The sequence below is a fragment of the Salinicoccus cyprini genome (assembly GCF_007713705.1).
GTDB lineage: Bacteria > Bacillota > Bacilli > Staphylococcales > Salinicoccaceae > Salinicoccus > Salinicoccus cyprini.
This window is the reverse complement of sequence record NZ_VMSJ01000001.1, coordinates 330192-353083: the sequence shown is the minus strand read 5'-3', so window position 1 is coordinate 353083 and position 22892 is coordinate 330192. Positions and strand designations below refer to the sequence as shown.

The window sequence follows — 22892 nt, the reverse complement described above, 5'->3', positions numbered from 1 at the left end:
TCCAACTGTCACTCGTGGAACCGACGAACGGCAATTAGGCGTCCAACTGTCACTCGTGAACCCGACGAGCGGCAATTAGGCGGCCAACTGTCACTCGTGAGCCCGACGAACGACAATTAGGTCTCCAACTGTCACTCGTGAGCCAGGCCAACGGCAATTAGGCGTTAACTGTCACTCGTGAGCCAGACGAACGGCAATTAGGTATCCAACTGTCACTCGTGGAACCGACGAACGGCAATTAGGCGTCCAACTGTCACTCGTGGAACCGACGAACGGCAATTAGGCGGCCAACTGTCACTCGTGAACCCGATGAGCGGCAATTAGGCGGCCAACTGTCACTCGTGAACCCGACGAGCGGCAATTAGGCATCCAACTGTCACTCGTGAACCCGACGAGCGGCAATTAGGCATCCAACTGTCACTCGTGAGCCAGACGAACGGCAATTAGGCGGCCAACTGTCACTCGTGAGCCAGACGAACGGCGTCCCGAGCCATACCCCGACCTATAAAATGAACGGCCACACAAAAAGCGTATTCATCAACCTGATGAATACGCTTTCCTTCATATTATATACTTCATGTACCGCAGAATGTCATATGCACTCTTTCTTCATCCTCCGGCGGCTCCTTGAACATTTTGTCGTGGCCATCATCATACGGATTGCTCAGTACTTCGATCAGTTTGGACGCCTTGCTGAAGTCGCCTTTCTCGACTGCCGAATCCAGTGCTTCTTCCACAAGATGATTCCGTGGGATGACAGCAGGATTAACACTGCGCATCCGTTCGTATGCCGCTTCAACTGAGATGCTCTGAGACTCCAGACGTTTCTGCCATCTCTCGTACCAGTCTTTGAATGCTTCAACTGCGTAAAGGGGCATATCCTCCAATGCGTCGAGCGACAGCATTCTGAATGTCTTCGTAAAGTCGGCCTTATACTGATGCATCAGATCAAGCAGTTCGTCCGCCAGACTGTCATCAGCTTCTTCTGCGTCCACCAGTCCGATCTTTTCTCTCATGCCTGACTGCCAGTACATATTATACTGCTTGCCAAAGTCCCCGAGAGAAGCCTGTGCAATTCCCACCGCTTCCTCCTTGTCATCGTGGATCAGCGGCAGCAGTGTCTCGGCAAGGCGCGCAAGATTCCACTGTGCGATGCCCGGCTGATTGCGATATCTGTACCGTTTATTCACATCAATCGAGCTGAACGCGGTTTCCGGATCATACGCGTCCATGAAAGCACATGGTCCATAGTCGATCGTCTCTCCGCTGATCGTCATATTGTCGGTGTTCATCACTCCATGAATGAATCCGACGAGCTGCCATCTGCTGATGAGTGCGGCCTGGCGATCGATGACCGCATTGAAAAATTGCAGGTATTTATTTTCCCCTTCGATTTCCGGATAGTGGCGCTCAATGGCATAGTCGGCCAAAGTTCTGATATGTGACTTGTCTTCCAGACGTGCTGCATATTCAAAAGTCCCGACTCTCAGATGGCTCGCTGCCACCCGGGTGAGCACTGCACCCGGCAGCATGCGTTCACGGCTGACCGCTTCACCGGTCGTCACCAGTGCCAGTGCACGGGTCGATGGAATATTGAGCGCATGCATCGCCTCACTGATGATGTATTCACGCAGCATCGGACCAAGCGGTGAGCGGCCATCGCCCATACGAGAAAACACTGTCCGCCCTGCCCCTTTCAGCTGGATGTCCACGCGTCTGCCATCCGGTGCCACCTGCTCTCCGAGCAGGATTGCACGTCCATCACCAAGCATGGTGAAGTTGCCGAACTGGTGGCCGGCATAGGCTTGTGCAATCGGCAGTCCGCCATCCGGAATTCTATTGCCTGAAAACACCTCACTCGATTCCAGCTGCAGATTTCTCGGGTCCAGCCCAAGCGATTTTGCCAGATTCCAGTTGAACAGCACAATTTCCGGAAACTCTGCAGTCTCCGGCTTTGTCTCTTTATAGAACACATCCGGAAGATCGGCATAGCTGTGTTCCAATTGCCATCCGCTTTCTTTCATATGATCCCTTCCCTTTGAAATACATGTTTTGTACCTCTATTTTACCAAAATCAAGATGCAATTCCCAATCCGATGAAGATCAACTGGTATATATTAACACCTTACATGGATTTGACACCCTCATAGTTATTGATTATTCTGAATACTATCTTATTTCAGAAATGAGGATGATGTTTTGCAAGCACAACTTTTTCAACGTCTTGAAGCACTCTATTCAGATATGGTCCAGTTCCGCAGAGATCTACATATGTACCCTGAACTGTCCCACCACGAAGTCGATACACCGAAGAAAGTCGCCGACTTTCTCACAGACCTTGGACTCGACGTCAGAACCGAGGTCGGTTCGAGAGGTGTTGTCGGCACCCTGAAAGGCGGCAAGCCCGGAAAAACGGTGGCATTGCGTGCCGACTTCGATGCCCTGCCGATACAGGACGAGAAGGACGTGCCGTATAGATCACGGATCGATGGTGTCATGCATGCCTGCGGCCACGATATCCATACATCCGGTCTGCTGCACGTCGCTAGAGTACTGAGCGAAAATAAAGAAGAGCTTCCCGGCACCGTTGTATTCATCCACCAGTTTGCCGAAGAGGTCATTCCAGGTGGTGCCAAATTCATGATCGAGGATGGCTGCATGGATGGTGTCGATGCAGTATTCGGCGCTCATGTCAGTTCGAATGAGCCGCTCGGCACTGTCGGCTACCGGGAAGGTCCGGTCATGGCCAATGGAGATACGTTCGAAATCACCATCCAGGGGCGTGGCGGGCATGCCGCCTCACCACACCTGACCATCGATCCGCTCGCCATCGGCGGCCAGCTGATGGGGTCGCTGCAGCAGATTGTCAGCCGGCAGACCGATCCGCTGAAGTCTGCAGTCGTCACTGTCGCCTCCTTCAATAGTGGAGACAGCTTCAACGTCATTCCCGATTCCGCAACATTGAAAGGCACCGTGCGTACGTTCGAGCCGGAAGTCCGGGATCATGTCCAGGCAAGGATTGAATCCATCGCCAAGTCGACGTGCGAAGGCTTCGGTGCCACAGCCATCGTGGACTACGTCAGAGGCTATCCGGCCGTTGTCAATGACCCTGCTGAAACCGCCCGCTACCGCCGGGTGGCCGAGACACTCTTCGGTGCAGACAATGTAAATGAAATGACACCGATGATGGGCATGGAAGACTTCGCCTACTACTTGAAGGAAGCCCCAGGTTCATTTGCATGGGTAGGCGGTGCCATGCCGGACGAAAGCGATATCTACCCGCACCACCACCCGAAGTTCGACGTTCAGGAAGCAGCCATGCTCGATATTGGTAAACTTTTCATTGCCACAGTGCTCGACTATATGAATGATAGTGCTTCCTGACCGGCAAGCACATTATAGGAGGATTCAATCATGGGAGATATTCTACAGATTGCAAACAGTACCGTATTCTGGATTTTCGCATTCATCGTCGTCGCCATCGTCGCTTTCCAGGCCATCATATTCCTATGGATCGCAAGCCGTTCTGCTGGACAGGCGGATATGAACCCGAGCGAAGTCAGAACAGCCATCCGTTCAGGGTTCATCAGCTCGATCGGTCCGTCATTCGGCATCGCAATCATACTCATATCCCTGATTGCCCTGATCGGTTCTCCGATCACCCTCATGCGAATCGGCATCATCGGATCGGCTGCCACGGAATCCAGCGCAGCATCCATCGGTGCCTCCGCCTTCGGTGCGGAACTCGGTGCAGACAACTTCCCGATTGAAGCATTGGCCGCTGTCATGTGGACCATGTTTCTCGGCGGTACAGGCTGGCTGATCGTTACGATGCTGTTCACCAAATCATTGGGCAGGACACAACAGAAGATCCAGAAGCATAACCCTAAGATCATGGCCGGTGTCTCTCTCGCTGCCATGCTCGGCGCCTTCGCCTATCTCGCAAGCCAGCAGATGATCACCAGTATGAATCATGCCGTCGCCGGTATCATTTCAGTCGCCGCCATGATCCTCATGATGAAATACGCCGATCACAGAAATATCAGCTGGCTGAAGGAATGGGCCCTAGGTTTCGCACTGCTCATCGGCATGACGACCGGCTATCTGACGACATTCATTCTATAAAATAAATGAAAAGGGGTTTTTCTTATGAGTAATGCAGCAGAACAGACGCAAGTTGTGCTTAATAACCCGATGCCCGAAACGCCCGGAATTGCCGGATCATCGTCAATGGAACTTTTTTATAGACGTTCCCACTTCTGGGGCAGGCTGACGCTCTTCGTCATCATCCTCATGTCACTCGTACCCCCACTGTATATTTCTTTCGTCATGGACGCCCACCCAGGCTGGGGTGTCATTGGAACAGGGCTTGTCGGTTACGCATCATTCATCGGCATCATGTGGATACTCGAACCGATCACCTACTACCCGACACTCGGCGTTGCCGGAACGTATCTTGCATTTCTGACAGGCAACATCGCAAATATGTGCCTGCCCTGCTCCTCAGCAGCACAGAAGGCAGTCGGTGCAGAACCCGGTTCAGAAAAGGCGGAAGTAGCCGGCGTCTTCGGCATTGCTGTCGCTTCGCTGACAAATATCATCATCCTTGTCATCATGATTCTCGGCGGCACCTATATCATTTCCGTACTGCCGCCATTCGTTGAGAGCATGTTCGGCTTCATCCTGCCTTCCATTTTCGGCGCAGTACTCGGCCAGTTCGCCTACCGTACACCGAAGTATGGCATCATCGCACTGATCATCGGCATGGCTGTACTGTTTGCACCGATCTTCAGCCTGATCAAAATACCAATCTGCGTTGCGCTGACCATCGCAGTTGTGCTGTTCATGGAGAAGCAGAAGGGTAATCTGAATGGATAGAGCAATCAATGCATCACGACTATCTGAACGCCTGCATGCTCTGAGTAGGATAGGAAAAATAGAAGAGACCGGCGTCAACCGCCTCGCCCTGTCCGCGACTTATAAGGAAGGCATGGATCTCGTCCGAAGCTGGATGGATGATGCCGGGCTCGCTACACGCTATGACAACTTCGGCAACCTCATCGGCCGCATCGAAGGAAAGAAAAAGGACGCGCCTGCGGTCATGCTCGGTTCGCATATCGATTCCCAGCCCTATGGCGGCCGCTTCGACGGCACCATCGGTGTACTGGGTGGACTCGAAGCTGTACAGACGATGATCGATAATGGCATCGAACCCGATGTCCCCATCGAAGTCATGTCATTCTGTGATGAAGAAGGCCACCGTTTCGGAGTCGGCCTATTCGGTTCACGCGGCATTACCGGACAGCTTGATCCCGGTGAACTGGAGCGTACGGATAAAGACGGCATCACAAGGCGGGAAGCACTGATTGAATTCGGCGCCGATCCCGACCAGTTGGAAGCATCGGTGTACGACCCTTCAGCCATCTCTGCCTATTTGGAAATGCATATCGAGCAGGGACCGAATCTCGAAGCCCTGGACCAGCCGGTCGGCATCGTCAGTGGCATCGCCGGCCCACGGTGGATGACAGTCGAACTCACCGGCATATCCGGCCATGCCGGTACCGTCCCCATGGAAAAACGACAGGACCCGCTCGTCGGTGCGTCATATATCATTGCCGCTTTCAATGGCCTCGTCCAGTCGGAAGCCGGTGCACCATCCGTCGGTACGGTCGGCAGCCTCGATGTCTTTCCTGGCGGCCGATCCATCATCCCTGAGCGTGTCACATTCACCATTGATTTGAGAGATAGCGATCTCAACCGCCGCGATACTTACGAAGCCGCTTTGGAAAATATCATCGACAAGACGGCGTTCGAATACAGTCTCGAATACACGATCTACGATGATGGCGGCACCACCCCGAAGGATGCGAGTGAAAATATCATCAGTATCATGAAGGAAGAAAGTAGATCACTTGGACTCGAGCCGCCCGTGCTGATGAGCGGCGCCTTCCATGACGCCAGCAACATGGCTGATATTTGTGATATGGGCATGATCTTCGTCCGCTGCAAAGACGGCATCAGCCATAATCCAGCCGAGTACGCATCGGATGAAGATATCGCGGCAGGCACCGAGCTGCTCTACCGTACCATGCTGAAACTGGTAGGAAAATAAAATATATATGATTGGATTCATCGCTCCAACTTGCGTTCGTTATTCATACGAGGGTGAGTTGGAGCTTTTATTGTCATTCGTCCAGGCCACGAGTGTCAGTTGGCCGCTTAATTGTCATTCGTCCAGGCCACGAGTGTCAGTTGGACCTCTAATTGTCGTTCGTCCAGGCCACGAGTGTCAATTGGACGCCTAATTGCCATTCGTCCAGGCCGCGAGTGTCAATTGGACCTCCAATTTGCACTCACCAAATCACTCAGTGCACGTTAAACGCGCATAACCCTGACTACACCCCTCCCAAAATCAGTCCTGGGCAGTATTTTAAGCCGTACACATTCAATACCAAACGGATTATTTCTCATTTCATCAATTACAATACATAATGGAAGCAACACCATACTTACTACAGGAAAGGACGGCTTCCATGGAACAATATCGCATCCAGAAAGACAAAGGCCTTGAGTTCGGTCTGTATACGCTCGGCGATCATCTCGCAGACCCGAATACCGGGCAACGGATATCCGCCCAGCAGCGCCTGAATGAAATCATCGAACTGGCAAAACTGGCGGAATCAGCTGGCATCGACTTCTTCAGTGTCGGAGAAAGCCACCAGGAATATTTCACCACCCAGGCGCACTCGGTAGTACTTGCGGCCATCGCCCAGGCGACTGAGAAAATAAAAATATCCAGCTCCTCGACGATCATCAGTACGCTCGACCCTGTGCGTGTCTATGAAGATTTTGCCACAATCGACCTGATATCGAATGGACGCGCGGAAATCATCGCCGGCCGGGCGTCGAGAGTCGGTCTGTTCGATCTGCTCGGATACAGCCTCAATGATTATGAGGCACTCTATGAAGAGAAATTCGACCTGCTGCTTAAAATAAATGAAAATGAAATCATCAACTGGGAAGGGGAATTCCGCCCACCACTTAAAAATGCCAAGGTCCTCCCCCGCCCGCTCAACGGCAGCCTGCCGATCTGGCGTGCTGTCGGTGGTCATTCAGCAAGCGCCATCAAGGCCGGGGCTGCAGGTGTACCGATGCAGATTGCGATGCTGGCCGGTCCGACGCAGAATTTCAAGGAGACGATCGACATGTACCGCGAAGCGGCGAGAAACTACGGGCACGATCCCGCCGAGCTGCCCGTGGCCACGGCCGGCTTCTTCCACATTGCGGAAACGACCCAGCAGGCGCAGCGCGAAGTCTATCCGCATATCAATGAAGGCATGAAGCTGACAAACGGGGCCGGCTTCCCGAAGCGTGGCTTCGCGATGGGCGCCGACAGGCGCAATGTGCTGAATGTCGGCAGTCCACAGGAAGTCATCGAAAAGATCCTCTACCAGCATGAGCAGTTTGATCACCAACGCTATATTGCACAGATGGACTTCGGCGGTGTGCCATTCGACCAGCTGATGCGTAATATAGAATGGATCGGCAACGAAGTGCTCCCCGCCATCAGAAAATATACCAAGAAGGAGACAGATAAATGAAAATTGTAGGACTCTCAGGCTCCAATATCGGATCAAAGACACGTACGACCATGAAATATGTATCGGAAAAACTGACCAGTCAGTACTCACATGTCGACTGGAAATTCATCGACCTTGCAGATCACACGCTCGAATTCAGCGATGGTCGAAACTATCTTGACTACGAAGGGGACACTGGCTATATTGCCAAAACAATCATGGAGGCGGATGCCATCATCATCGGCACACCCATCTTCCAGGCATCCATTCCGGCGACATTGAAGAATGTCTTTGACCTCCTGCCGATCAATGCGCTCTCGGGTAAGATTGTCAGCTTTTTCGTCACCGCCGGCACATCAAAGCACTTCCTTATTCCTGAAACCCAGCTCAAGCCCATCCTCAGCTATATGAAGGCACAGACTGTGAGCACCTACGTATTTATTGAAGAAAAAGATTTTCTGAATAAAGAGATCGTCAATGAGGATGTGCTGTTCCGGCTTGATGCACTGGTCGAGGACACAGTTATGCTGACGGACACGTACCAGCGGATCCGCAGCGAAAAAGAGTCGATGTATGATTTCTAGCACCATAAAAATACACCCTGAAGGCTGATTCAAAACCAGCGTTCAAGGTGTATTATTTTTTATTCTAGTGTGCCATCATTTCTTCTGCAATTTCTTCTCCGGAAAGATCGGATGGGTAGTATGTCGGCCAATGATCCATTTCTTCAAGCAGTGCTGCGTTGTCATCTCCCATGTAGATATGGAAGTGGTAGCTGTCCATAGGGGAAATTGCATGGTCACTGAACTGGATGACGCGAGGCAATGCTTCGTCTGCTTCTTCAGGGTTTTCCAGTTTGAAGATATATCTTACACCTCTATTGCCTGCTTCGTACTCCAGTATTTCATAGCCATCACTGACGTAAGTACCAGTGTGGGATTCACCGTTCTGATGGAATGTCATTTCAGAATCCGTAATTTCGATGCGCTCGACATCTGTCTGGTAGCCGGTCGTATAGTATTCCTTGTACTCTTCAGCTGTCATGTCGCCTTCTTCAGCTTTGTGCTCGAATACTTCATCCAGAGTGCCGTCTTCAAGGTAAGGGTATACGGACTGCCAGTCGCCGGACCAGTCGGACAGTTCACGGTCTTCAACTTGCGCGTCTTCGAAATATCCATTATAGACATCTTCATCGATATGCGCGTGTCCATGGCCGTCATGGGAATGATCGTGTCCATGGTCATGCGAATGGTCATGTGCTTCTGCATTTTCAACCATCTTTTCAGCTTCTGTTTCATTATAGTCATTCAGTGCCTGATCCAATACTTCGATGTTGCCTTCCATCAGCGACTGGTAGGTCGCATCGGTATTATCTTCATCAATCAGTACAGCGAGGTTATGGAACTGCAGCGGTTCGATGTCTGCTTCATTCTGGATTGTATCTGTCAGGTTGGAGGAAATATTCTGTTCAAGCAGCAGATACTTGGCACCGTCTGATTTTACCCCTTCAAGAATATCAATCAGTTCCTGCTGGGATGGCTCTTCATTATTGATGCCTGAAACACCGACCTGCTGGAAACCGTAGCGGTCGGAAAGATAACCGATGGATTCGTGTGAAATATATACATTTTCAACCGGTGTATCTGCAGTGGCATCCTGCAGTGAACTGTCGAGATCTGCAAGGTCTTCTTTCAGTGCATCTGCATTGCTCTGGAAATTTTCCGCGTTATCCGGGTACATTTCGCTCAGCTTCGCTTCAATATTATCGACCATTTCACTGGCAATGACCGGATCGAGCCAGATGTGCGGATCCATGCTGCCGTGGTCATGGCTGTGGTCATGGCCTTCACCTTCTCCATGACTATGATCGTGTGCGAATTCAAGCAGCTGATCCGTATTTTGAATTGCTTCAAGGCTTTCAGTCTGGTCGCTGATTGTATCGAGGATGCTTTGAGATACTGTGTCCAGCTCACTATTTGTAGTTACGAAAAGGTCGCTTTCTGCAAACTTGATCATGTCCTGCTGTGTTGGTTCGAATGTATGTATATCCGTACCATTCGGGTAGATGGACTCAACTTGTGCAAAATCGCCTGTAATCTGTTCTGTCAGACTCTTCAGCGCAAAGACAGTTGTATAGATGGTCGCTTCGCCTTCGGCAGAAGCACTTTCCGTTTCAGTATCTGCAGTTCCTGTTTCTCCGCCGCCACAGGCAGTCAGAAAAAGCAGCATGAAACCGAAAAGGCCAAAATATAGTTTTTTCATATTTAATATCCTCCTTGATTCAATTCGTAATAGTTACGCTTTAAAATTATAGTCGTAATCGTTCCGTTTTGCAATAGGTATCGTAAAGTTTTTATCAATATTATCAATAGAGTAGATATACATACTAAAAAAAGCACCGGATCAAAGCAGATCCAGTGCATCTTTCAATTTATTCCATCTCATTACTGGGTAGTATAGCCGCCGTCAACGAGAAGTGTTGTACCTGTAGTAAATTCATTTTCAGCCAGGAATATAACCGCGTGCGCAATCTCATGCGGTTCGCCGAGTCTGCCGATCGGGTGCTTGTCGACCAGCTTGTCATAATAGTCGCCGAGTGCATCCCTGTTGACCATGCCGGATTCAACGTAGCCTGGTGCGACTGCGCTGACACGGATATTATCTTTCGCATACTGCAGTGCTACGGATTTCGTCATCAGATTGACTGCACCTTTGGACGCGTTGTACGCAAATGCTGTCGGCTCACCGACACTGCCGAGAATGGAAGCCGTATTGATGATGGCACCGCCCCCGACTTTCTGCATTTCAGGAATCGCATGCTTCGAACCGAAGAATACGCTGTCCTGATTGACTTTGATCACCTTATGGTAATCTTCATAGGACAATTTGTGCGTCTCGCCCTGCACACCGATACCGGCATTGTTGAACATGACATCCAGTCGGCCGAACTTATCGACTGCTGTCGCGATGACGTTCTTGACCTGCTCCTCGTCGGATACGTCCACTTTTTCAAATATTACATCGCCGTATTGGGAAAGATCCTCTGCTGCCTTGCTGCCCGATTCTTCGTTATAGTCCGCGATGACAACTTTCGCACCTTTTTCAAGGAATGCCTGCGCTGTTGCCAGACCAATTCCTGAACCGCCACCTGTAACAATTGCAACTTTGTCTTTAAGATCCAAATCCATTTCCTCCTTTGATGACCATGAATGTTTCATAATACATATACCTCGGAAACAGGAAGATGAAACGATGCAAGTATGTCCAAATTGAGGCAGAACCCCCTAGAAAAGCTGCATGGAAAGATAGATGACGAACGTCACTGTAATGCTGCTGAGTATTGTGGAATACAGTACCACCTGCGCATGCAGTTCCGGTTCCACGTCATATTCAAGCGCCAGAGTTGCAGTGTTCCTTGATGTCGGAAACGCACTGGCAATAAACAGCGACTGCGCGATGATACCGTCGATGCCGAGCAGCATGATCAGCAGCAGCGCGACTGCGGGGCCCACAATCAGCCGTCCGAGCGCACTCCATGCGATGACCCTGTGGAAGGAACGGATTTCGATCTGTGCCAGCTGCATGCCGAGCAGAAGCAGTGCCAGTGCCGCAAAGCCGCCAGCCAGCTGTTCGATCGGCACCATGACGAATCTCGGCACCTCCGCTTGGAACATTTTTAAAATGAATGCAGCGGCCAGTGCATATATGACAGGCAGCCTGAGCAGTTCGCGCAGGACTTCCAGCAGTGATTTCGAGCTTGATCTCAAGTTGTAAAGTCCATATGTAAATGTCAGCAGGTTCTGGACGACAAGAACGATGATCTGGACCGATACCCCGACCGGATTGGCACTGAAGACCAGCTGACTGACCGGCAGCCCATAATTTCCCGAGTTCATCAGCGAGATGCTGTTCTTAAGCGCCGCCTGCTCCCCGCCTTCGAGTCTGAGAAACCGGGACAGCCATTCACCGAACAGGGCAATCACAAGCACAAACAGCGCCAGATAAACCACAAGCTGCCCAAGCAGGCCTGCGTCAATTTCCGCCCGATAGAGATTCAGAAACACTGCAGAAGGCAGAAAACAGTATGTCAGCAGGTTCGCAATCGGCCTCAACCGGAATTCGAACTTCTTCTGAAGCAGCACACCGATGCCGAGCAGAATCAATAGCGGCACAATGACGTCCACGAAAATAAGAGAGATGTAAGCCATGATTCCCTCCTTTCACAATTCGTTAACCATATATTACATTCTACCATTAATTCTGTTCATCCAGACCGCTTTGATAGGAAAAAATCAGTCTTTGACAACCAGTCCAAGCATCGATGCAAACTGCAGCAGCTGCGCGCTCGAAACGATGCACCCTTCGAGATCCTCCCGCTTGATATCAAAAGTGTTGAAGTGTGAAGTACTGATATCGATGCCTTTCAGCGGGGTGTCTACAAACCGCGCTTCATTCAGGTCGCAACCATCGTATACCACCTTTTTCATTTTGCAGTCGTAGAAGTCGATACTCCCCATTCTGCAGTTTTCAAAGAGCGTATTCTCGAGCTTGTCTTCTGATAGTACTGCCAGATTCAATATGGAATCTTTGAACAACAGGTTTTTAATGGAGCATTTATCAAAACCGCTGCCGACGAGCTTGCAGTTGGTGAATTCCACCCGATGGATGGACGCTTTGGAAAAATTGACGTTCGACAGATCACAATCCATAAAATGAACATCCAGCAAATCTGCATCTGTGAATGTACTGCCTGAAAAATTGCATCCTTTGACGACAGAACCATATATTTTCAAGCGGTCCATTGTTTCATTGATGTATTCCGAATCAACCACCTCTCGATTTTCGAGCATCTGGTCTTCATCTTGGTGTCATCATAAATATAAGCGGATTCCGGGTCTTCCGGATCCGTGTAGAGGAAGTTCTCAAGCAGATGGTCGATTGTGAGTTTTGCCCACTCTATCCCTTTTTTATCGTTCAAATACTCCAACCCTTCAAGAAGGGAGTATGTTGTGGAAGTATGTCTGAGCACGTTATAGAACCCAATCCGTTTATCGAAATGGGGAAATTTGCCGTATTCATATCTGCCGTCAGTGTCTATCTGAACTTTCAAATACTGAGTTGCGGTCTGTATCAGTCTGCGATACTCGGACTTTTTCTGATGGCCACCGATCTTTCTGATGCCATGCATACTGCCTCCGGCATTCAGTTCGAACATCTTGTCCCCTTCAACGAGATAGCCTCTGGTCTGAAAACGGATCACGGATTTATTCATGTATTTTTTGTGAAAATAAATGCCTTTATAGGCCTTGTACTTCTTAAAATATGTATTGATATTCCTCTCACATACAAACAGGTTCTTTTCTTATCTCCCGGGACTGGTCTGACAAAAGCATTCGCGTTGATTTCTTCGGGCAGGAAAGCCAGACTATAGTGCTTGTCATAGGCAATGCCATAGTCGATATAATTGCGGCGTGTCTGCTGAATACTGCTAAGCACTTGCGAGAAAGGCACCTCTTCTTCCGAAATGATGAAGTCGGCTTTAAGCCACTCAGTAGAATGTCCAAGGTCAGATAGTTTCTTCATCTCATCCTTAATTTTCTTCTGGAAAAAATTATTGTTCTTCACCTTGAAAACATGCGCCCTTCTGTTCTTGAATCCGAGCGATATGATAATCCATTCAGAAGTCAAAAGGTCTTTTCTAATGCGTAGATCCTCTATCATTTCAATATTCACTGCTTCTACCTCTCTCCTGCGAAATATAGTCAGAATCTTTATTTTTTTGAACACGCCCCATTATATGCATAATAAGTAAAAATTGTAAAATATATCGGTGGAACCGCATTCAGTAAATCATTGCGTTGCGCTTTACATTTTTCGCCGGTTTCCCTATCATTGAAGGTGAAATGAAAACTGCATACCGATGTGCACTAGGGGAGCTGTCAAAGGCTGAGACGGAATTTCCGGACCCTCAACACCCGATCTGGATAACACCAGCGTGGGAAAGTGCGGCGGGTATGAGCACCATACCTCTGCTGCATTCCCTCGGGGAGTGCAGTTTTTTATTTTCAATCAGACTTTGGAGGTATGATGTATGGCAACAGAATGCGGCACGGAAAGAATAGCAGGCTGCCAGTTCAACTTGAGTGTAATGAGCGATGATTTTGTGGATGTCATCCTGGGTTCGCTGGATGCGGTGGACATGTCGAAAGTCTGGCGGGATACGGATGATGTCACAACATGTGTGCGGGGACGTGTCGAGCATGTATTCGATGTGGTCAAGGCGGTATATCTGCATGCGGCAAAGACCGGAAAGCATGTGGAGATGAGTGGCACATTCTCAATCGGATGTCCGGGCGATTCCTCCGGTGATACGTATATGGATGCTTCGGCAGAACGCATGAATGAACCGGCTGTTGCAGATATCCAGCAGAAGGCCGGCTGCAAGTTCGCGCTCTACCCGATGAACACGACCAGCTACATGGATGTCATCTATGAGCAGATCGACCTGTCGAAGGCGCGCGGCGTAGAAGTCAGTCCGAGCCACTATTCCACTCGATTGGATGGGGAAGTGAATGATATATTCGGTGCGATCGAGGAGGCTTTCACCAAGGTGCAGGAAGTGGTCAGTCATACGACGACGACATTCACCATCTCGGCGAACAGCCCCTCAAGCAAGAAATAGATGCACGATGAAAACCCTGGGTGAATGGTCACCCAGGGTTCCTTTATTTTACGACGCCCATCAGAAATCCATCGTAGCCTTTCTGGCCGACAGTCTGGATGGCAGTCGTCTCGATACGGTCGTCCTTCGAGAGCTGGTCGAACATGTCGCGGATCTGCGGCACTGCTTTTTCGTCTGTATCTTCGATGATTTTTCCGCGGCGTACCACATTATCCACGATGATGGTTGCGCCTTTTTTTGACAGCTTCAGCGCCCAGTCGAGATATTCGGAATTGTTCTCCTTGTCCGCATCAATGAAAATGAAGTCAAAGCGTGGGTAGCCTTTTTCAAGGATTGAGGGCAGCGTCGACAGCGCCTCGCCTTCAATGACTTCGACTTCCGCTGAAATACCAGCGGATTCGATATTTTCCCTTGCCATTTCGGCATGCTCCGGATTCACTTCAAGCGTTGCCATGCGACCTTCCTCGGGCAGTGCGCGTGCAAGCCATACAGTACTGAATCCACCGTGCGTACCGATTTCAAGAATTGTCGTTGCCTTCGCCATCTTGGCCATGAGATGAAGCATCTTGCCATGCGCACGCGATACTTCGATCGACGGCATCTCTGCTTCCTCATTCTTCTTCAGAATATGCTCCATCGTTTCATCCGTCGTCGCCAGCTTTTCCTCGAAATAAACATCCACTGCCCGCCATGTCTCTTCCATTTGAGAAACCTCCATCAATCGATTTCTGTACACTTACCCGCCCAGACGGTGAAAGGAAACGTTTAATTGGGCTGTTCGACTTATTTTTCTTACATGCATGCTGCTTCTTTATTTTCCAGGGTTCAGATACTGTTCAGACTGCCCTTTCGGAATGCTCAGCGACTGCCAGTCCGACCCCTTGATCTGCTTGCCGATGAACATCATCTGGCCGATATGCATTGCGTAATGAGAATGCTGGCGTTCGAGTGCATCAAGAATCATGTGGTCTTCGCCGCGGATTTTCTGGGTTCTGAGCAGATCTTCCACATTGAATCCATCCAGTATATCGAAAAATAACTGCCAGCCATCCTCCCACGCTGCTTCAACATCTTCCATTGTCTGCAGATCATCCTCAAATTCATCATCCCGGTTCCGATCCGGCTTCTCGCCATCCGTGGTGAACACATCCGTCCATCGGGAATACATGTTTCCTCTCAGATGCTTGACCAGCACCGCAACCGAATTAGAATCTTCATTATACTGCCAATGCAGATCTTCATTTGATAGCTGATCAAGAGTACGATCGCCCAGCCGCTTTATTTCTCGGAACCTTGATTTGATGACAGTGAGATATTCCTGTTCAAATTTCATACGTTCTCCCCCTTATATGTAGAAACTGTTACTTTTAATATAGATGATTTGTGACGATGTGCCAATGAAATGATTTATGACAGGTTAATTGACGCTCGTAATGTGGACGAATGACAATTAGGCGTCCAACTGACACTCGTGATGCCGACGAATGGCAATTAGACCTCCAACTGACGCTCGTGATGACAACGAATGACAATTAGACCTCCAACTGACACTCGTGATGCCGACGAATGACAATTAGACCTCCAACTGACACTCGTGATCCCGACAAATGACAATTAGGCGTCCAACTGACGCTCGTGATGTCAACGAATGACAATTAGACCTCCAACTGACACTCAACCAATCACTCAGTGCACGTTGGACACAGAATGTTCACGGATGTATGCTGAATGCATCTCAAAATGTGATCCGATCCCGCACAAACTGCGTATACTGGGCAAATACTAATCGAATCTACAAAAAGGAGCGGATCACAATGCGCTATTTGATTTTTCTGATGATATTCCTGCTTGCCGCCTGCGGCAGTCAGGCAGACAACAATGAAACCAGCACAGAGGACACTGTCGCTTCAGACGGAGCTGTCTCTGAACCATCAAGCGAGGAAGCGGCCCCGACCGAGTCATCGGAACAGACGGCAGAACCGGTTACAGAGCCTTCTGAAAATAAATCGAGTGAACCGATTCCACCTTCAGAAAAGGTTGAAATCATCAAGGATGAGCGTTCAGGCATCGTCCCTGAAAGAATCGAAATTCCGGCCATAGATGTGGATGCATCGGTCAAGCACCTGGGCCTGTTGGATAATGGGGAGATGGCCGTACCGGAATCACTGCATGACACATCCTGGTTCGAGCCGGGCTATAAGGTCGGCGCCCCAGGCAACTCAGTCATTGCCGGTCATGTGGACGACACGGTCAATCCGGGTGTCTTCAAGCAGCTCCATACACTGGAACCTGGGGATGAGATTATTGTCCATGGTGAATCCGGTAAAAAACTGACATTCAAAGTATATGACAAGCAGCTGTTCGATGCCGATAAGGCACCGGTGCAGGAGATATTCGGCTACTCGCATCGCAGCCTCCTTAATCTGATCACTTGCGAAGGCCCGTACAACTACGATGTCGGCGGTACACCAAACCGCTGGGTAGTCTATACTGAACTGGAACCTTCTCAGGAAAGCTAGACTTCATGTGTCTTGGCTTTCTTTTTTATTCCTTATTCACGCGCGTTCCATTGTATGTATATAATAGTGGGAAGACTTCAAACAAAGGAGAATACTATGACACGGATCGAAGCGGAACTGTACGAGCGGATTCAGTCGGGGGATCGCAATGCACTTGAATCGCTCTACATTAGATATGAAAAACTGCTGTTTTCCTATGCATACAAAATGACATCGAACCGGGAGATGTCGGAGGAGATCGTGCAGGATGTGTTCATCAAAGTATGGCGTAAGAAAGGGGCCTATGACCCAAGTAAGGGCAAGCTGTCCACCTGGCTGATTACATTGACGAGAAACTCCACCATCGATGTTCTAAGACGACAGAAAATGGAAACCTATGAATACGATGAACGGGATGACATCGATCCCACGCAAAGTGAACAGAACTCACCTGTCGAGGCCGCGGTTGAAGCGGGAGAAGACAAGGCAATGATAAGGCGCGCAATGGAAGGATTGAGCCGGGAGCAGCAGCGCATCATTACTCTATTCTATTTCAGAGCATGTTCACACTCGCAGATAGCAGAGTCGCTCGACCTGCCGATCGGTACCGTAAAGAGCCGCATCCGTCTTGCACTGCAGCATTTGAAGAAAAATATTGAAACCGTTAAGAAAGGGGGGACAACAGATGAATCATAATGAAGCATACGATCTGCTGATCGACTACTATAATGACCAGCTGGCACCAGAAGAAAAAGCAGCATTCGAACAGCACCTGAAGACATGTGAAGCATGCCAGGAAGAACTGGCTGAATGGGAGGCGCTGAATGCTGAACTGATAGATACAATTCCACTTGTCGATCCCCCGGAAGGCATGAAGGACCGTGTACTCGGCAACGTATTCTCCGAAGAAGCGACGGAACAAGAACAGAAAGTGCAACCGATCAAAAAGAAACACCGATCATTCAAAGTACCGTTCATCGCTGCTGCGGCTGCCCTGCTCCTTTCAGTTCTCGGCAATGTCTACATGCTGGCCGGTCGTGAAGAGACTGCGGACCTTGCAGAAGTGCTGCTTGAAGAAGAAAGTGCGATTTCACTGTCCCCCACTTCAGAAACACTCGATATGGATGCGAAGGTCGCACTGCATGAAGGTGAGGACGGCCAGACACTCGTTCTTGAAGCCAGCAACTTCACCAATCTCAATGAAGACGAGGTCTATCAGGTTTGGCTGCTTGAGGAAGGAAAGCCATATCGTGCAGGTACCCTGGTTCCAAATGAAGAAGGCAAAGGATATGTCGTATTCAATCTCGATGATAAAGCTGAGATCAACTGGGATACGGTCGCTATTACAGTCGAACCGTCCCCACACAACCAGCTGCCTGAAGGCGATATCGTCATGTCGGCAGAACTATAGACAGGACCGTTCCGAAAAATTTTCGGAACGGTTTTTTATTTTTTTTATAAAAATAGTGATCCAAATAAAAACTGCCCGCGTATACAGGGTGTAAACAAAACAAAGGAGTGTGATTTTGAATGGATTTCAAGAAATTGCTTGTCGTACCGACAGCAGCAGCTCTACTCGCAACGAATGCGGGTCTTGCACAGGCCGATACTCACCAGGAAGAGATGATGGTGACTGTAGACACTGAAGCCGCAGAACTCAGATCGACACTGGATCATCTACTCAGTGAGCACGCCTTCCTCGCAGTCGAAACAATGAGAAAAGGTGCTGACGGTGCAGAAGATTTCGAAGAAAGTGCCGCTGCATTGAGTGAGAACACGGACGAACTTTCCAGCACAATCGGCTCTGTATACGGTGAAGAAGCCGGACAGCAATTCAAGACAATGTGGAGCGAACACATCGGCTACTTTGTTGATTATGTAAACGCGACAGCTGCAGGTGATGAAGGTGCCAAGGAAACTGCACTGAATGAACTTGCACAGTATCGCCAGGACTTCTCCCAGTTCCTTGAAACAGCAACCGATGAACGCCTTGAAGCAGGTGCATTGGCAGACGGTCTGCAGATGCACGTCAACCAGCTGATCGGTGCCTTTGATGCGTACGTCATGGGCGACTATGAAACAGCCTACCAGTATGAAAGAGAAGCAATCCACCACATGTACATGGTGAGTAAAGGACTTTCTACAGCCATTGCCGACCAGTTCCCGGATCAGTTCAATAACACGGATCCAGCAACAAAAGCAGCTGACCTCCGTTCCGATCTGAACTACCTGTTCAGTGAACACGCTGGCCTTGCAGCCATGGCCATGCAGAACGGCATTGACGGCGCTGAGGACTTCGAAGCATCCGCCCAAGCTTTAAGCAACAACACACAAGGTCTGACAGAAGCAGTTACAGGTGTCTACGGTGAAGAAGCCGGACAGCAGTTTAAAGCAATGTGGGCTGAGCATATCGGCTACTTCGTCGACTACGTTAATGCCACAGCTGCAGAAGACACAGCTGCACAGGAAGAAGCACTGAATAATCTCAATATGTATAAAGAAGAATTCTCGAAATTCATGGAAACAGCAACAGAAGGCAACCTGGCAAGTGACGCGCTTGCAGAAGGACTCGAAATGCACGTCAACCAGCTGATCGGTGCATTCGATGCCTACTCCAGCGGTGATTATGAAGTCGCATATGACCAGACTCGCGAAGCATATCATCACATGTTCAATCCAAGTAAAGGGCTCGCCAGTGCAATCGTGACACAAATGCCAGACATGTTCATGTCCGAAATGCCTGAAGAAATGCCGAATACCGCAATGGCTCCAGAGCAGAACAACGCACTATTGATCAGCATCATTGCTGGTATCGCACTGCTCTCAGCCGTACTGTTCAGACTCAGAGCAAGAAACCAGTAATCAAGCGTTCCAACCCATACCAATAGATTGAACCATCAGCCGTCCCTCCCTCCAGGGGCCGGCTGTTTTATATTTACATATTCGAATAACGTCTATATATAAATTAAAGTAATATATATTTTACTTTTAGAATGGTATAATATACTTATAAAGAAGAGGTGATTTCTTGGCAAAAAATTTGAAAATGAAAAGCGCACGTGCCGCCCTGGATCTCACCCAGAAGGACCTGGCACAGAAAACAGGTGTCAGCAGGCAGACCATCAACCTGATAGAAAAGGGAGAATACAATCCTTCGCTCGCCCTGTGCCTCAAAGTCTGCAAAGTCCTCCACTGCACACTCGACGACTTATTCTGGGATGAAGAATAAAACGATAAAGGATGGGAATTTTCATGGAAAAGCTGCTTGATCGTTTCATAGGGGATGAACGTAAAAGGAAATCCGCAGGTAACGCCGCACTCATCACCCTGCTGCTCATATGGAGCTATATGATCATCCGCATGCTGCTTGTCGCAATGGATATCTGGAATACGAACATGGTTCAGAATGATCTTTATTTTGTTATGGTGTCATTCATAGTCTTCTCCGTAATCGCATTCAGAAATGAAACCGATGATCTGATCTACTCACCCATCTCAAGAAAAGAACTGCCTTATAAGAAAGGGCGCTTCGCCGGACGATTCGGCATCTACCTTATGGAATCCATTGCCGGTGCGATCTTCATTACCATCGTTGAACTACTGGTTAAAAGCCTCATCGACCGCAGTTTCAACTTTAATCTGTTGATGTTCATAAGCAGCATACTCGCATTCACAATTATTCTGATTTTTTTTAATATTGTATCAGGTGAAATACGCATCAGACGCTTTCGAAAAATGGAAGACGAATAAGGGGATGATGTCATCAGGATTCACAGTATACTTACATTGTTGAGTATCGTTTTCTTGTCGCTCATGGTTATCATGGATCAGTTCTCTGGACTCTCCATCTCCACCCGGCAAAGCCAGACAGCCGTCTTCGCGCTGCTCATCATATTGGCAATCGCAGATATCATCGCCAACCACATCCATTACAAAGAGACCGGCATAAAAAGACAGGAGTCATGGCGGTTTGTTCTTCTCTTCGAGATGTACATTCTGTCCCTGGTCGTAGTACTGGATCAGTTCGGCGGCGCGTCCCATATCGGCTTTCATCCGGGTTCAGGCATGTTCTGGATTGCGATGGGCACCGCAATAACAAGCACGTTTTTTACGTATCGCAGAAACCAGAAAGCCGCTGCACAGTAAAAGGGAAGGCTGAATGCCTTCCCTTTCTTGTTCTCTAGCGGATGATCAGGTGTTTGATGAGCGTCCACATTCCCCAGAATGCAAACTCCATGATCGTGTCGGGTTTTCTTTGAACGTTCAGCTGCAAAGGTTCGTAGTCGTTTTTGCGATACTCCATCAAATAGTCCTCTCGCCCAGTGTAGTGTCTATTCATTCATCACACCCCTTTTGACCATCATAACATTAACTGAATATTCCAACAAATAATATGGAAGCTAGATTGCCTTTCTTACTCTTTCAAACAGTACATTATTTTCAAGATGCACATGCTCGAATGTGTCCTTCTCAAGCTTTTCCAGTCTGGCATATACAAGTCTATACGTGCCACATGCCGATTCATGTGGTGTGAAATCATCCGTGATGTCCCGCATCTCCTTCAAAATATCGCCGACCGCTTCATGGTCCGCTTCAAGCCCTTCAACATGCGGTTTTACTGTTTCCACAAGATCAGAAGTCGTATCCTTCATGAATTCCATGATCAGCGGAAATACATTTCTATCCTCATCTTCCGTATGTGCCAACATTTCATTTTTCAACGTCCGGTACAGTTCCTCAAGTCTCACGAGGTGCGGCTCGTCCGGTCCATGCTTTCTGGCAAGTTTCCTCACATAAGGTGCCAGTGCTGAAAGTTCATTCATCAGCTCCTTATGGTATCTGTTCTGGATAAAGGTGATGATGGCTGCCGCATCCAGATATTTCACATCGATGCCACCGCCTTCATGCTGATCGATATTATCGATCTTCTCCATCATGCTCTCGAGATCAAGACCCCGTGCTTCCACCGCTTCTGCCATCGGCATCCTGCCACCACAGCAGTAGTCGATCCTGTTTTTCCTGAATATATCTGCGCTCTTGGGAATTTCCTTGACGATATCACTGACCCACATCTTTTCACTGACTGCTGTCATAATAACACTCCCACTTAAACATATATTTTTTATACATGTTTACTGTATCACACTATTCTGATTTTTAGTCACAACGATCATGTCAACTATTGAACGTTTAGTGACAGATGGTTCATATGTATTCTGCGTTTAATTGGAACCCTTATGGGTACTACTCTAAAAAGGAGCGGATAGGGATGGATCTTAATTATTACAAAGTAACAGGTGATGAAAAAATAAAGCTCAGTGACTACCCGACGACTGAGAATAAGACGAATGACAATGAGAAGATCAGAGATGAAATCATCCCCCCATTGGTAAAAAAGCTCAAGGACCTGCATATGAAAATGAATGCCGAGGAGAAGCACGGAATCCTCGTTGTGCTGCAGGCGCTGGATGCTGCCGGGAAAGATGAATCGATCAGCCATATATTCGTAAACCTCAACCCCCAGGGTCTGAAGACGACGACTTTGAGCAAGCCGACTGAAGAGGAAATGAAGCATGATTATTTGTGGCGCCTGCATAACGCCCTGCCGGCGCGCGGTGAAGTCGGCATTTTGAACCGTTCCCATTATGAGGAAGTCATTGCGCCCCGCATCCATGATGTTCTGCTCGAAGGAGATTATCCTGAGGGTGCAGATGAGACTACAATCTGGTCCCTCCGTTTTGAGCAGATCAGAAATTTTGAGAAATACCTTTACCAGAACAATTTTCATATCGTCAAATTCTTCTTTCATATGTCTAAGGATGAACAGAAAAGACGTCTGCTGGAGCGGATGAAAAATCCGGATAAACAATGGGAATTCTCCTTCTCGGATGTTGAAGAGCGGGAGCACTGGGATGAGTATCAGAAAGTATTCGAGGATATGCTGAACGAAACATCAACCGATTACGCGCCATGGTTCGTCTTGCCAGCAGATGACGAATGGCACAGCCGCCGCCTGGTGAACGAGATCATGCTCGATCTGCTGGAGCGGCTTGATCCGAAATATCCAGAAACGACCGGTGAAGACAAGGAAAAGCTCGAGGAATATATCAAGAGGCTTGAGAAAGAGTAGTA

26 protein-coding genes and 1 riboswitch are annotated in these 22892 nt (G+C 48.9%); of the genes, 15 read left to right on the top strand and 11 right to left on the bottom strand.

All coding sequences use genetic code 11. The features are described from left to right. Positions 1-575 precede the first annotated feature (575 nt). Positions 576-2024 (bottom strand): protein adenylyltransferase SelO, encoded by a 1449-nt coding sequence (locus FO441_RS01685; protein ID WP_145284873.1) that lies wholly within the window; start codon positions 2022-2024, stop codon positions 576-578. A 175-nt stretch (positions 2025-2199) separates the two neighbouring features. On the opposite strand from FO441_RS01685, the gene FO441_RS01680 reads away from it, so the two are divergent. From FO441_RS01680 to FO441_RS01655, 6 genes are all read left to right on the top strand, one after another. Further along, a complete protein-coding gene (locus FO441_RS01680) occupies positions 2200-3384 on the top strand; it encodes a M20 metallopeptidase family protein (protein WP_145284870.1) in 1185 nt (394 codons plus the stop codon). 30 nt (positions 3385-3414) lie between these two features. Further along, positions 3415-4125, top strand: coding sequence for a DUF5058 family protein (locus tag FO441_RS01675; RefSeq protein WP_145284867.1), 711 nt, complete (start codon positions 3415-3417; stop codon positions 4123-4125). Positions 4126-4149: 24 nt separating this feature from the next. Beyond that, positions 4150-4878, top strand: a complete 729-nt coding sequence (locus tag FO441_RS01670; RefSeq protein ID WP_246094976.1) for a small-conductance mechanosensitive channel — start codon at positions 4150-4152, stop codon at positions 4876-4878. After that, positions 4871-6112 (top strand): M20 family metallo-hydrolase, encoded by a 1242-nt coding sequence (locus FO441_RS01665; protein ID WP_145284864.1) that lies wholly within the window; start codon positions 4871-4873, stop codon positions 6110-6112. The genes FO441_RS01670 and FO441_RS01665 overlap by 8 nt, the downstream gene beginning before the upstream one ends. Positions 6113-6533: 421 nt before the next feature. After that, entirely contained in the window at positions 6534-7601 is a 1068-nt protein-coding gene (locus tag FO441_RS01660; protein ID WP_145284861.1) for an LLM class flavin-dependent oxidoreductase, read from the top strand. Continuing rightward, positions 7598-8164 carry an NADPH-dependent FMN reductase gene (locus tag FO441_RS01655; RefSeq protein ID WP_145284859.1) on the top strand — a complete coding sequence of 189 codons (567 nt, stop codon included), beginning with the start codon at positions 7598-7600 and terminating at the stop codon, positions 8162-8164. The genes FO441_RS01660 and FO441_RS01655 overlap by 4 nt, the downstream gene beginning before the upstream one ends. Positions 8165-8228: 64 nt before the next feature. On the opposite strand, the gene FO441_RS01650 is transcribed toward FO441_RS01655, so the two are convergent. The 6 genes from FO441_RS01650 to FO441_RS01625 form a co-directional block, all read right to left on the bottom strand. Further along, entirely contained in the window at positions 8229-9842 is a 1614-nt protein-coding gene (locus FO441_RS01650) for a metal ABC transporter solute-binding protein, Zn/Mn family (RefSeq protein WP_145284856.1), read from the bottom strand. A gap of 182 nt (positions 9843-10024) precedes the next feature. After that, a complete protein-coding gene (locus FO441_RS01645; protein WP_145284853.1) occupies positions 10025-10762 on the bottom strand; it encodes an SDR family NAD(P)-dependent oxidoreductase in 738 nt (245 codons plus the stop codon). A gap of 102 nt (positions 10763-10864) precedes the next feature. Further along, positions 10865-11788: an AEC family transporter gene (locus FO441_RS01640; RefSeq protein ID WP_145284851.1), complete on the bottom strand. Its 924-nt coding sequence runs from the start codon at positions 11786-11788 to the stop codon at positions 10865-10867. A gap of 84 nt (positions 11789-11872) precedes the next feature. Further along, positions 11873-12430 carry a pentapeptide repeat-containing protein gene (locus tag FO441_RS01635; RefSeq protein WP_145284848.1) on the bottom strand — a complete coding sequence of 186 codons (558 nt, stop codon included), beginning with the start codon at positions 12428-12430 and terminating at the stop codon, positions 11873-11875. Further along, the gene (locus FO441_RS01630; RefSeq protein WP_186365445.1) at positions 12370-12840 is read right to left on the bottom strand and encodes a hypothetical protein; all 471 of its coding nucleotides are present in this window, start codon (positions 12838-12840) and stop codon (positions 12370-12372) included. Before FO441_RS01630 ends, FO441_RS01635 begins: the two co-directional genes overlap by 61 nt. Before the next feature lie 8 nt (positions 12841-12848). Continuing rightward, entirely contained in the window at positions 12849-13313 is a 465-nt protein-coding gene (locus FO441_RS01625) for a hypothetical protein (RefSeq protein ID WP_145284842.1), read from the bottom strand. A 186-nt stretch (positions 13314-13499) separates the two neighbouring features. Then, positions 13500-13599, top strand: a riboswitch (TPP riboswitch). 72 nt (positions 13600-13671) lie between these two features. Between FO441_RS01625 and FO441_RS01620 the strand changes: the two genes are divergently transcribed. Further along, complete coding sequence (locus FO441_RS01620) at positions 13672-14262, top strand: YkoF family thiamine/hydroxymethylpyrimidine-binding protein (protein ID WP_145284841.1); 591 nt, start codon at positions 13672-13674, stop codon at positions 14260-14262. Positions 14263-14305: 43 nt separating this feature from the next. On the opposite strand, the gene FO441_RS01615 is transcribed toward FO441_RS01620, so the two are convergent. Both FO441_RS01615 and FO441_RS01610 read right to left on the bottom strand, forming a co-directional pair. Beyond that, the gene (locus FO441_RS01615) at positions 14306-14965 is read right to left on the bottom strand and encodes an O-methyltransferase (protein ID WP_145284838.1); all 660 of its coding nucleotides are present in this window, start codon (positions 14963-14965) and stop codon (positions 14306-14308) included. Between the two features lie 108 nt (positions 14966-15073). Then, positions 15074-15595 (bottom strand): DUF1572 family protein, encoded by a 522-nt coding sequence (locus FO441_RS01610; protein WP_145284835.1) that lies wholly within the window; start codon positions 15593-15595, stop codon positions 15074-15076. 481 nt (positions 15596-16076) lie between these two features. Here FO441_RS01610 and FO441_RS01605 point away from each other — a divergent pair, with 481 nt between their 5' ends. From FO441_RS01605 to FO441_RS01575, 7 genes are all read left to right on the top strand, one after another. Continuing rightward, positions 16077-16781, top strand: a complete 705-nt coding sequence (locus FO441_RS01605) for a class F sortase (RefSeq protein ID WP_145284833.1) — start codon at positions 16077-16079, stop codon at positions 16779-16781. Between the two features lie 96 nt (positions 16782-16877). Beyond that, positions 16878-17456 (top strand): RNA polymerase sigma factor, encoded by a 579-nt coding sequence (locus FO441_RS01600; RefSeq protein WP_145284830.1) that lies wholly within the window; start codon positions 16878-16880, stop codon positions 17454-17456. Then, positions 17446-18171 (top strand): anti-sigma factor, encoded by a 726-nt coding sequence (locus FO441_RS01595; protein WP_145284827.1) that lies wholly within the window; start codon positions 17446-17448, stop codon positions 18169-18171. The genes FO441_RS01600 and FO441_RS01595 overlap by 11 nt, the downstream gene beginning before the upstream one ends. Positions 18172-18290: 119 nt before the next feature. Further along, complete coding sequence (locus FO441_RS01590; protein WP_145284825.1) at positions 18291-19622, top strand: copper amine oxidase; 1332 nt, start codon at positions 18291-18293, stop codon at positions 19620-19622. Between the two features lie 184 nt (positions 19623-19806). After that, positions 19807-19989 carry a helix-turn-helix transcriptional regulator gene (locus tag FO441_RS01585; protein ID WP_145287285.1) on the top strand — a complete coding sequence of 61 codons (183 nt, stop codon included), beginning with the start codon at positions 19807-19809 and terminating at the stop codon, positions 19987-19989. A 23-nt stretch (positions 19990-20012) separates the two neighbouring features. Beyond that, a complete protein-coding gene (locus tag FO441_RS01580) occupies positions 20013-20510 on the top strand; it encodes a hypothetical protein (protein WP_145284822.1) in 498 nt (165 codons plus the stop codon). Positions 20511-20564: 54 nt separating this feature from the next. Next, positions 20565-20906, top strand: a complete 342-nt coding sequence (locus FO441_RS01575; RefSeq protein WP_186365443.1) for a hypothetical protein — start codon at positions 20565-20567, stop codon at positions 20904-20906. Between the two features lie 34 nt (positions 20907-20940). Here the strand turns inward: FO441_RS01575 and FO441_RS12555 are convergent, their stop codons facing one another. Together FO441_RS12555 and ric are read right to left on the bottom strand one after the other, a co-directional pair. Beyond that, positions 20941-21099, bottom strand: a complete 159-nt coding sequence (locus FO441_RS12555) for a hypothetical protein (RefSeq protein ID WP_186365442.1) — start codon at positions 21097-21099, stop codon at positions 20941-20943. A 61-nt stretch (positions 21100-21160) separates the two neighbouring features. Further along, positions 21161-21853 (bottom strand): iron-sulfur cluster repair di-iron protein, encoded by a 693-nt coding sequence (ric, locus tag FO441_RS01570; RefSeq protein WP_145284817.1) that lies wholly within the window; start codon positions 21851-21853, stop codon positions 21161-21163. Between the two features lie 176 nt (positions 21854-22029). Here ric and FO441_RS01565 point away from each other — a divergent pair, with 176 nt between their 5' ends. Then, a complete protein-coding gene (locus FO441_RS01565; protein ID WP_145284814.1) occupies positions 22030-22890 on the top strand; it encodes a PPK2 family polyphosphate kinase in 861 nt (286 codons plus the stop codon). Positions 22891-22892: the final 2 nt, after the last annotated feature.

What these genes read in the sequence shown, in the direction of transcription:
- FO441_RS01685 (WP_145284873.1), bottom strand. Translation starts at nt 2,024, where the DNA reads ATGAAAGAAAGCGGATGGCAATTGGAACACAGCTATGCCGATCTTCCG.
- FO441_RS01675 (WP_145284867.1), top strand. Translation starts at nt 3,415, where the DNA reads ATGGGAGATATTCTACAGATTGCAAACAGTACCGTATTCTGGATTTTC.
- FO441_RS01670 (WP_246094976.1), top strand. Translation starts at nt 4,150, where the DNA reads ATGAGTAATGCAGCAGAACAGACGCAAGTTGTGCTTAATAACCCGATG.
- FO441_RS01665 (WP_145284864.1), top strand. Translation starts at nt 4,871, where the DNA reads ATGGATAGAGCAATCAATGCATCACGACTATCTGAACGCCTGCATGCT.
- FO441_RS01660 (WP_145284861.1), top strand. Translation starts at nt 6,534, where the DNA reads ATGGAACAATATCGCATCCAGAAAGACAAAGGCCTTGAGTTCGGTCTG.
- FO441_RS01655 (WP_145284859.1), top strand. Translation starts at nt 7,598, where the DNA reads ATGAAAATTGTAGGACTCTCAGGCTCCAATATCGGATCAAAGACACGT.
- FO441_RS01650 (WP_145284856.1), bottom strand. Translation starts at nt 9,842, where the DNA reads ATGAAAAAACTATATTTTGGCCTTTTCGGTTTCATGCTGCTTTTTCTG.
- FO441_RS01640 (WP_145284851.1), bottom strand. Translation starts at nt 11,788, where the DNA reads ATGGCTTACATCTCTCTTATTTTCGTGGACGTCATTGTGCCGCTATTG.
- FO441_RS01635 (WP_145284848.1), bottom strand. Translation starts at nt 12,430, where the DNA reads ATGCTCGAAAATCGAGAGGTGGTTGATTCGGAATACATCAATGAAACA.
- FO441_RS01620 (WP_145284841.1), top strand. Translation starts at nt 13,672, where the DNA reads ATGGCAACAGAATGCGGCACGGAAAGAATAGCAGGCTGCCAGTTCAAC.
- FO441_RS01615 (WP_145284838.1), bottom strand. Translation starts at nt 14,965, where the DNA reads ATGGAAGAGACATGGCGGGCAGTGGATGTTTATTTCGAGGAAAAGCTG.
- FO441_RS01610 (WP_145284835.1), bottom strand. Translation starts at nt 15,595, where the DNA reads ATGAAATTTGAACAGGAATATCTCACTGTCATCAAATCAAGGTTCCGA.
- FO441_RS01605 (WP_145284833.1), top strand. Translation starts at nt 16,077, where the DNA reads ATGCGCTATTTGATTTTTCTGATGATATTCCTGCTTGCCGCCTGCGGC.
- FO441_RS01600 (WP_145284830.1), top strand. Translation starts at nt 16,878, where the DNA reads ATGACACGGATCGAAGCGGAACTGTACGAGCGGATTCAGTCGGGGGAT.
- FO441_RS01595 (WP_145284827.1), top strand. Translation starts at nt 17,446, where the DNA reads ATGAATCATAATGAAGCATACGATCTGCTGATCGACTACTATAATGAC.
- FO441_RS01590 (WP_145284825.1), top strand. Translation starts at nt 18,291, where the DNA reads ATGGATTTCAAGAAATTGCTTGTCGTACCGACAGCAGCAGCTCTACTC.
- FO441_RS01585 (WP_145287285.1), top strand. Translation starts at nt 19,807, where the DNA reads ATGAAAAGCGCACGTGCCGCCCTGGATCTCACCCAGAAGGACCTGGCA.
- FO441_RS01580 (WP_145284822.1), top strand. Translation starts at nt 20,013, where the DNA reads ATGGAAAAGCTGCTTGATCGTTTCATAGGGGATGAACGTAAAAGGAAA.
- FO441_RS12555 (WP_186365442.1), bottom strand. Translation starts at nt 21,099, where the DNA reads ATGAATAGACACTACACTGGGCGAGAGGACTATTTGATGGAGTATCGC.
- ric (WP_145284817.1), bottom strand. Translation starts at nt 21,853, where the DNA reads ATGACAGCAGTCAGTGAAAAGATGTGGGTCAGTGATATCGTCAAGGAA.
- FO441_RS01565 (WP_145284814.1), top strand. Translation starts at nt 22,030, where the DNA reads ATGGATCTTAATTATTACAAAGTAACAGGTGATGAAAAAATAAAGCTC.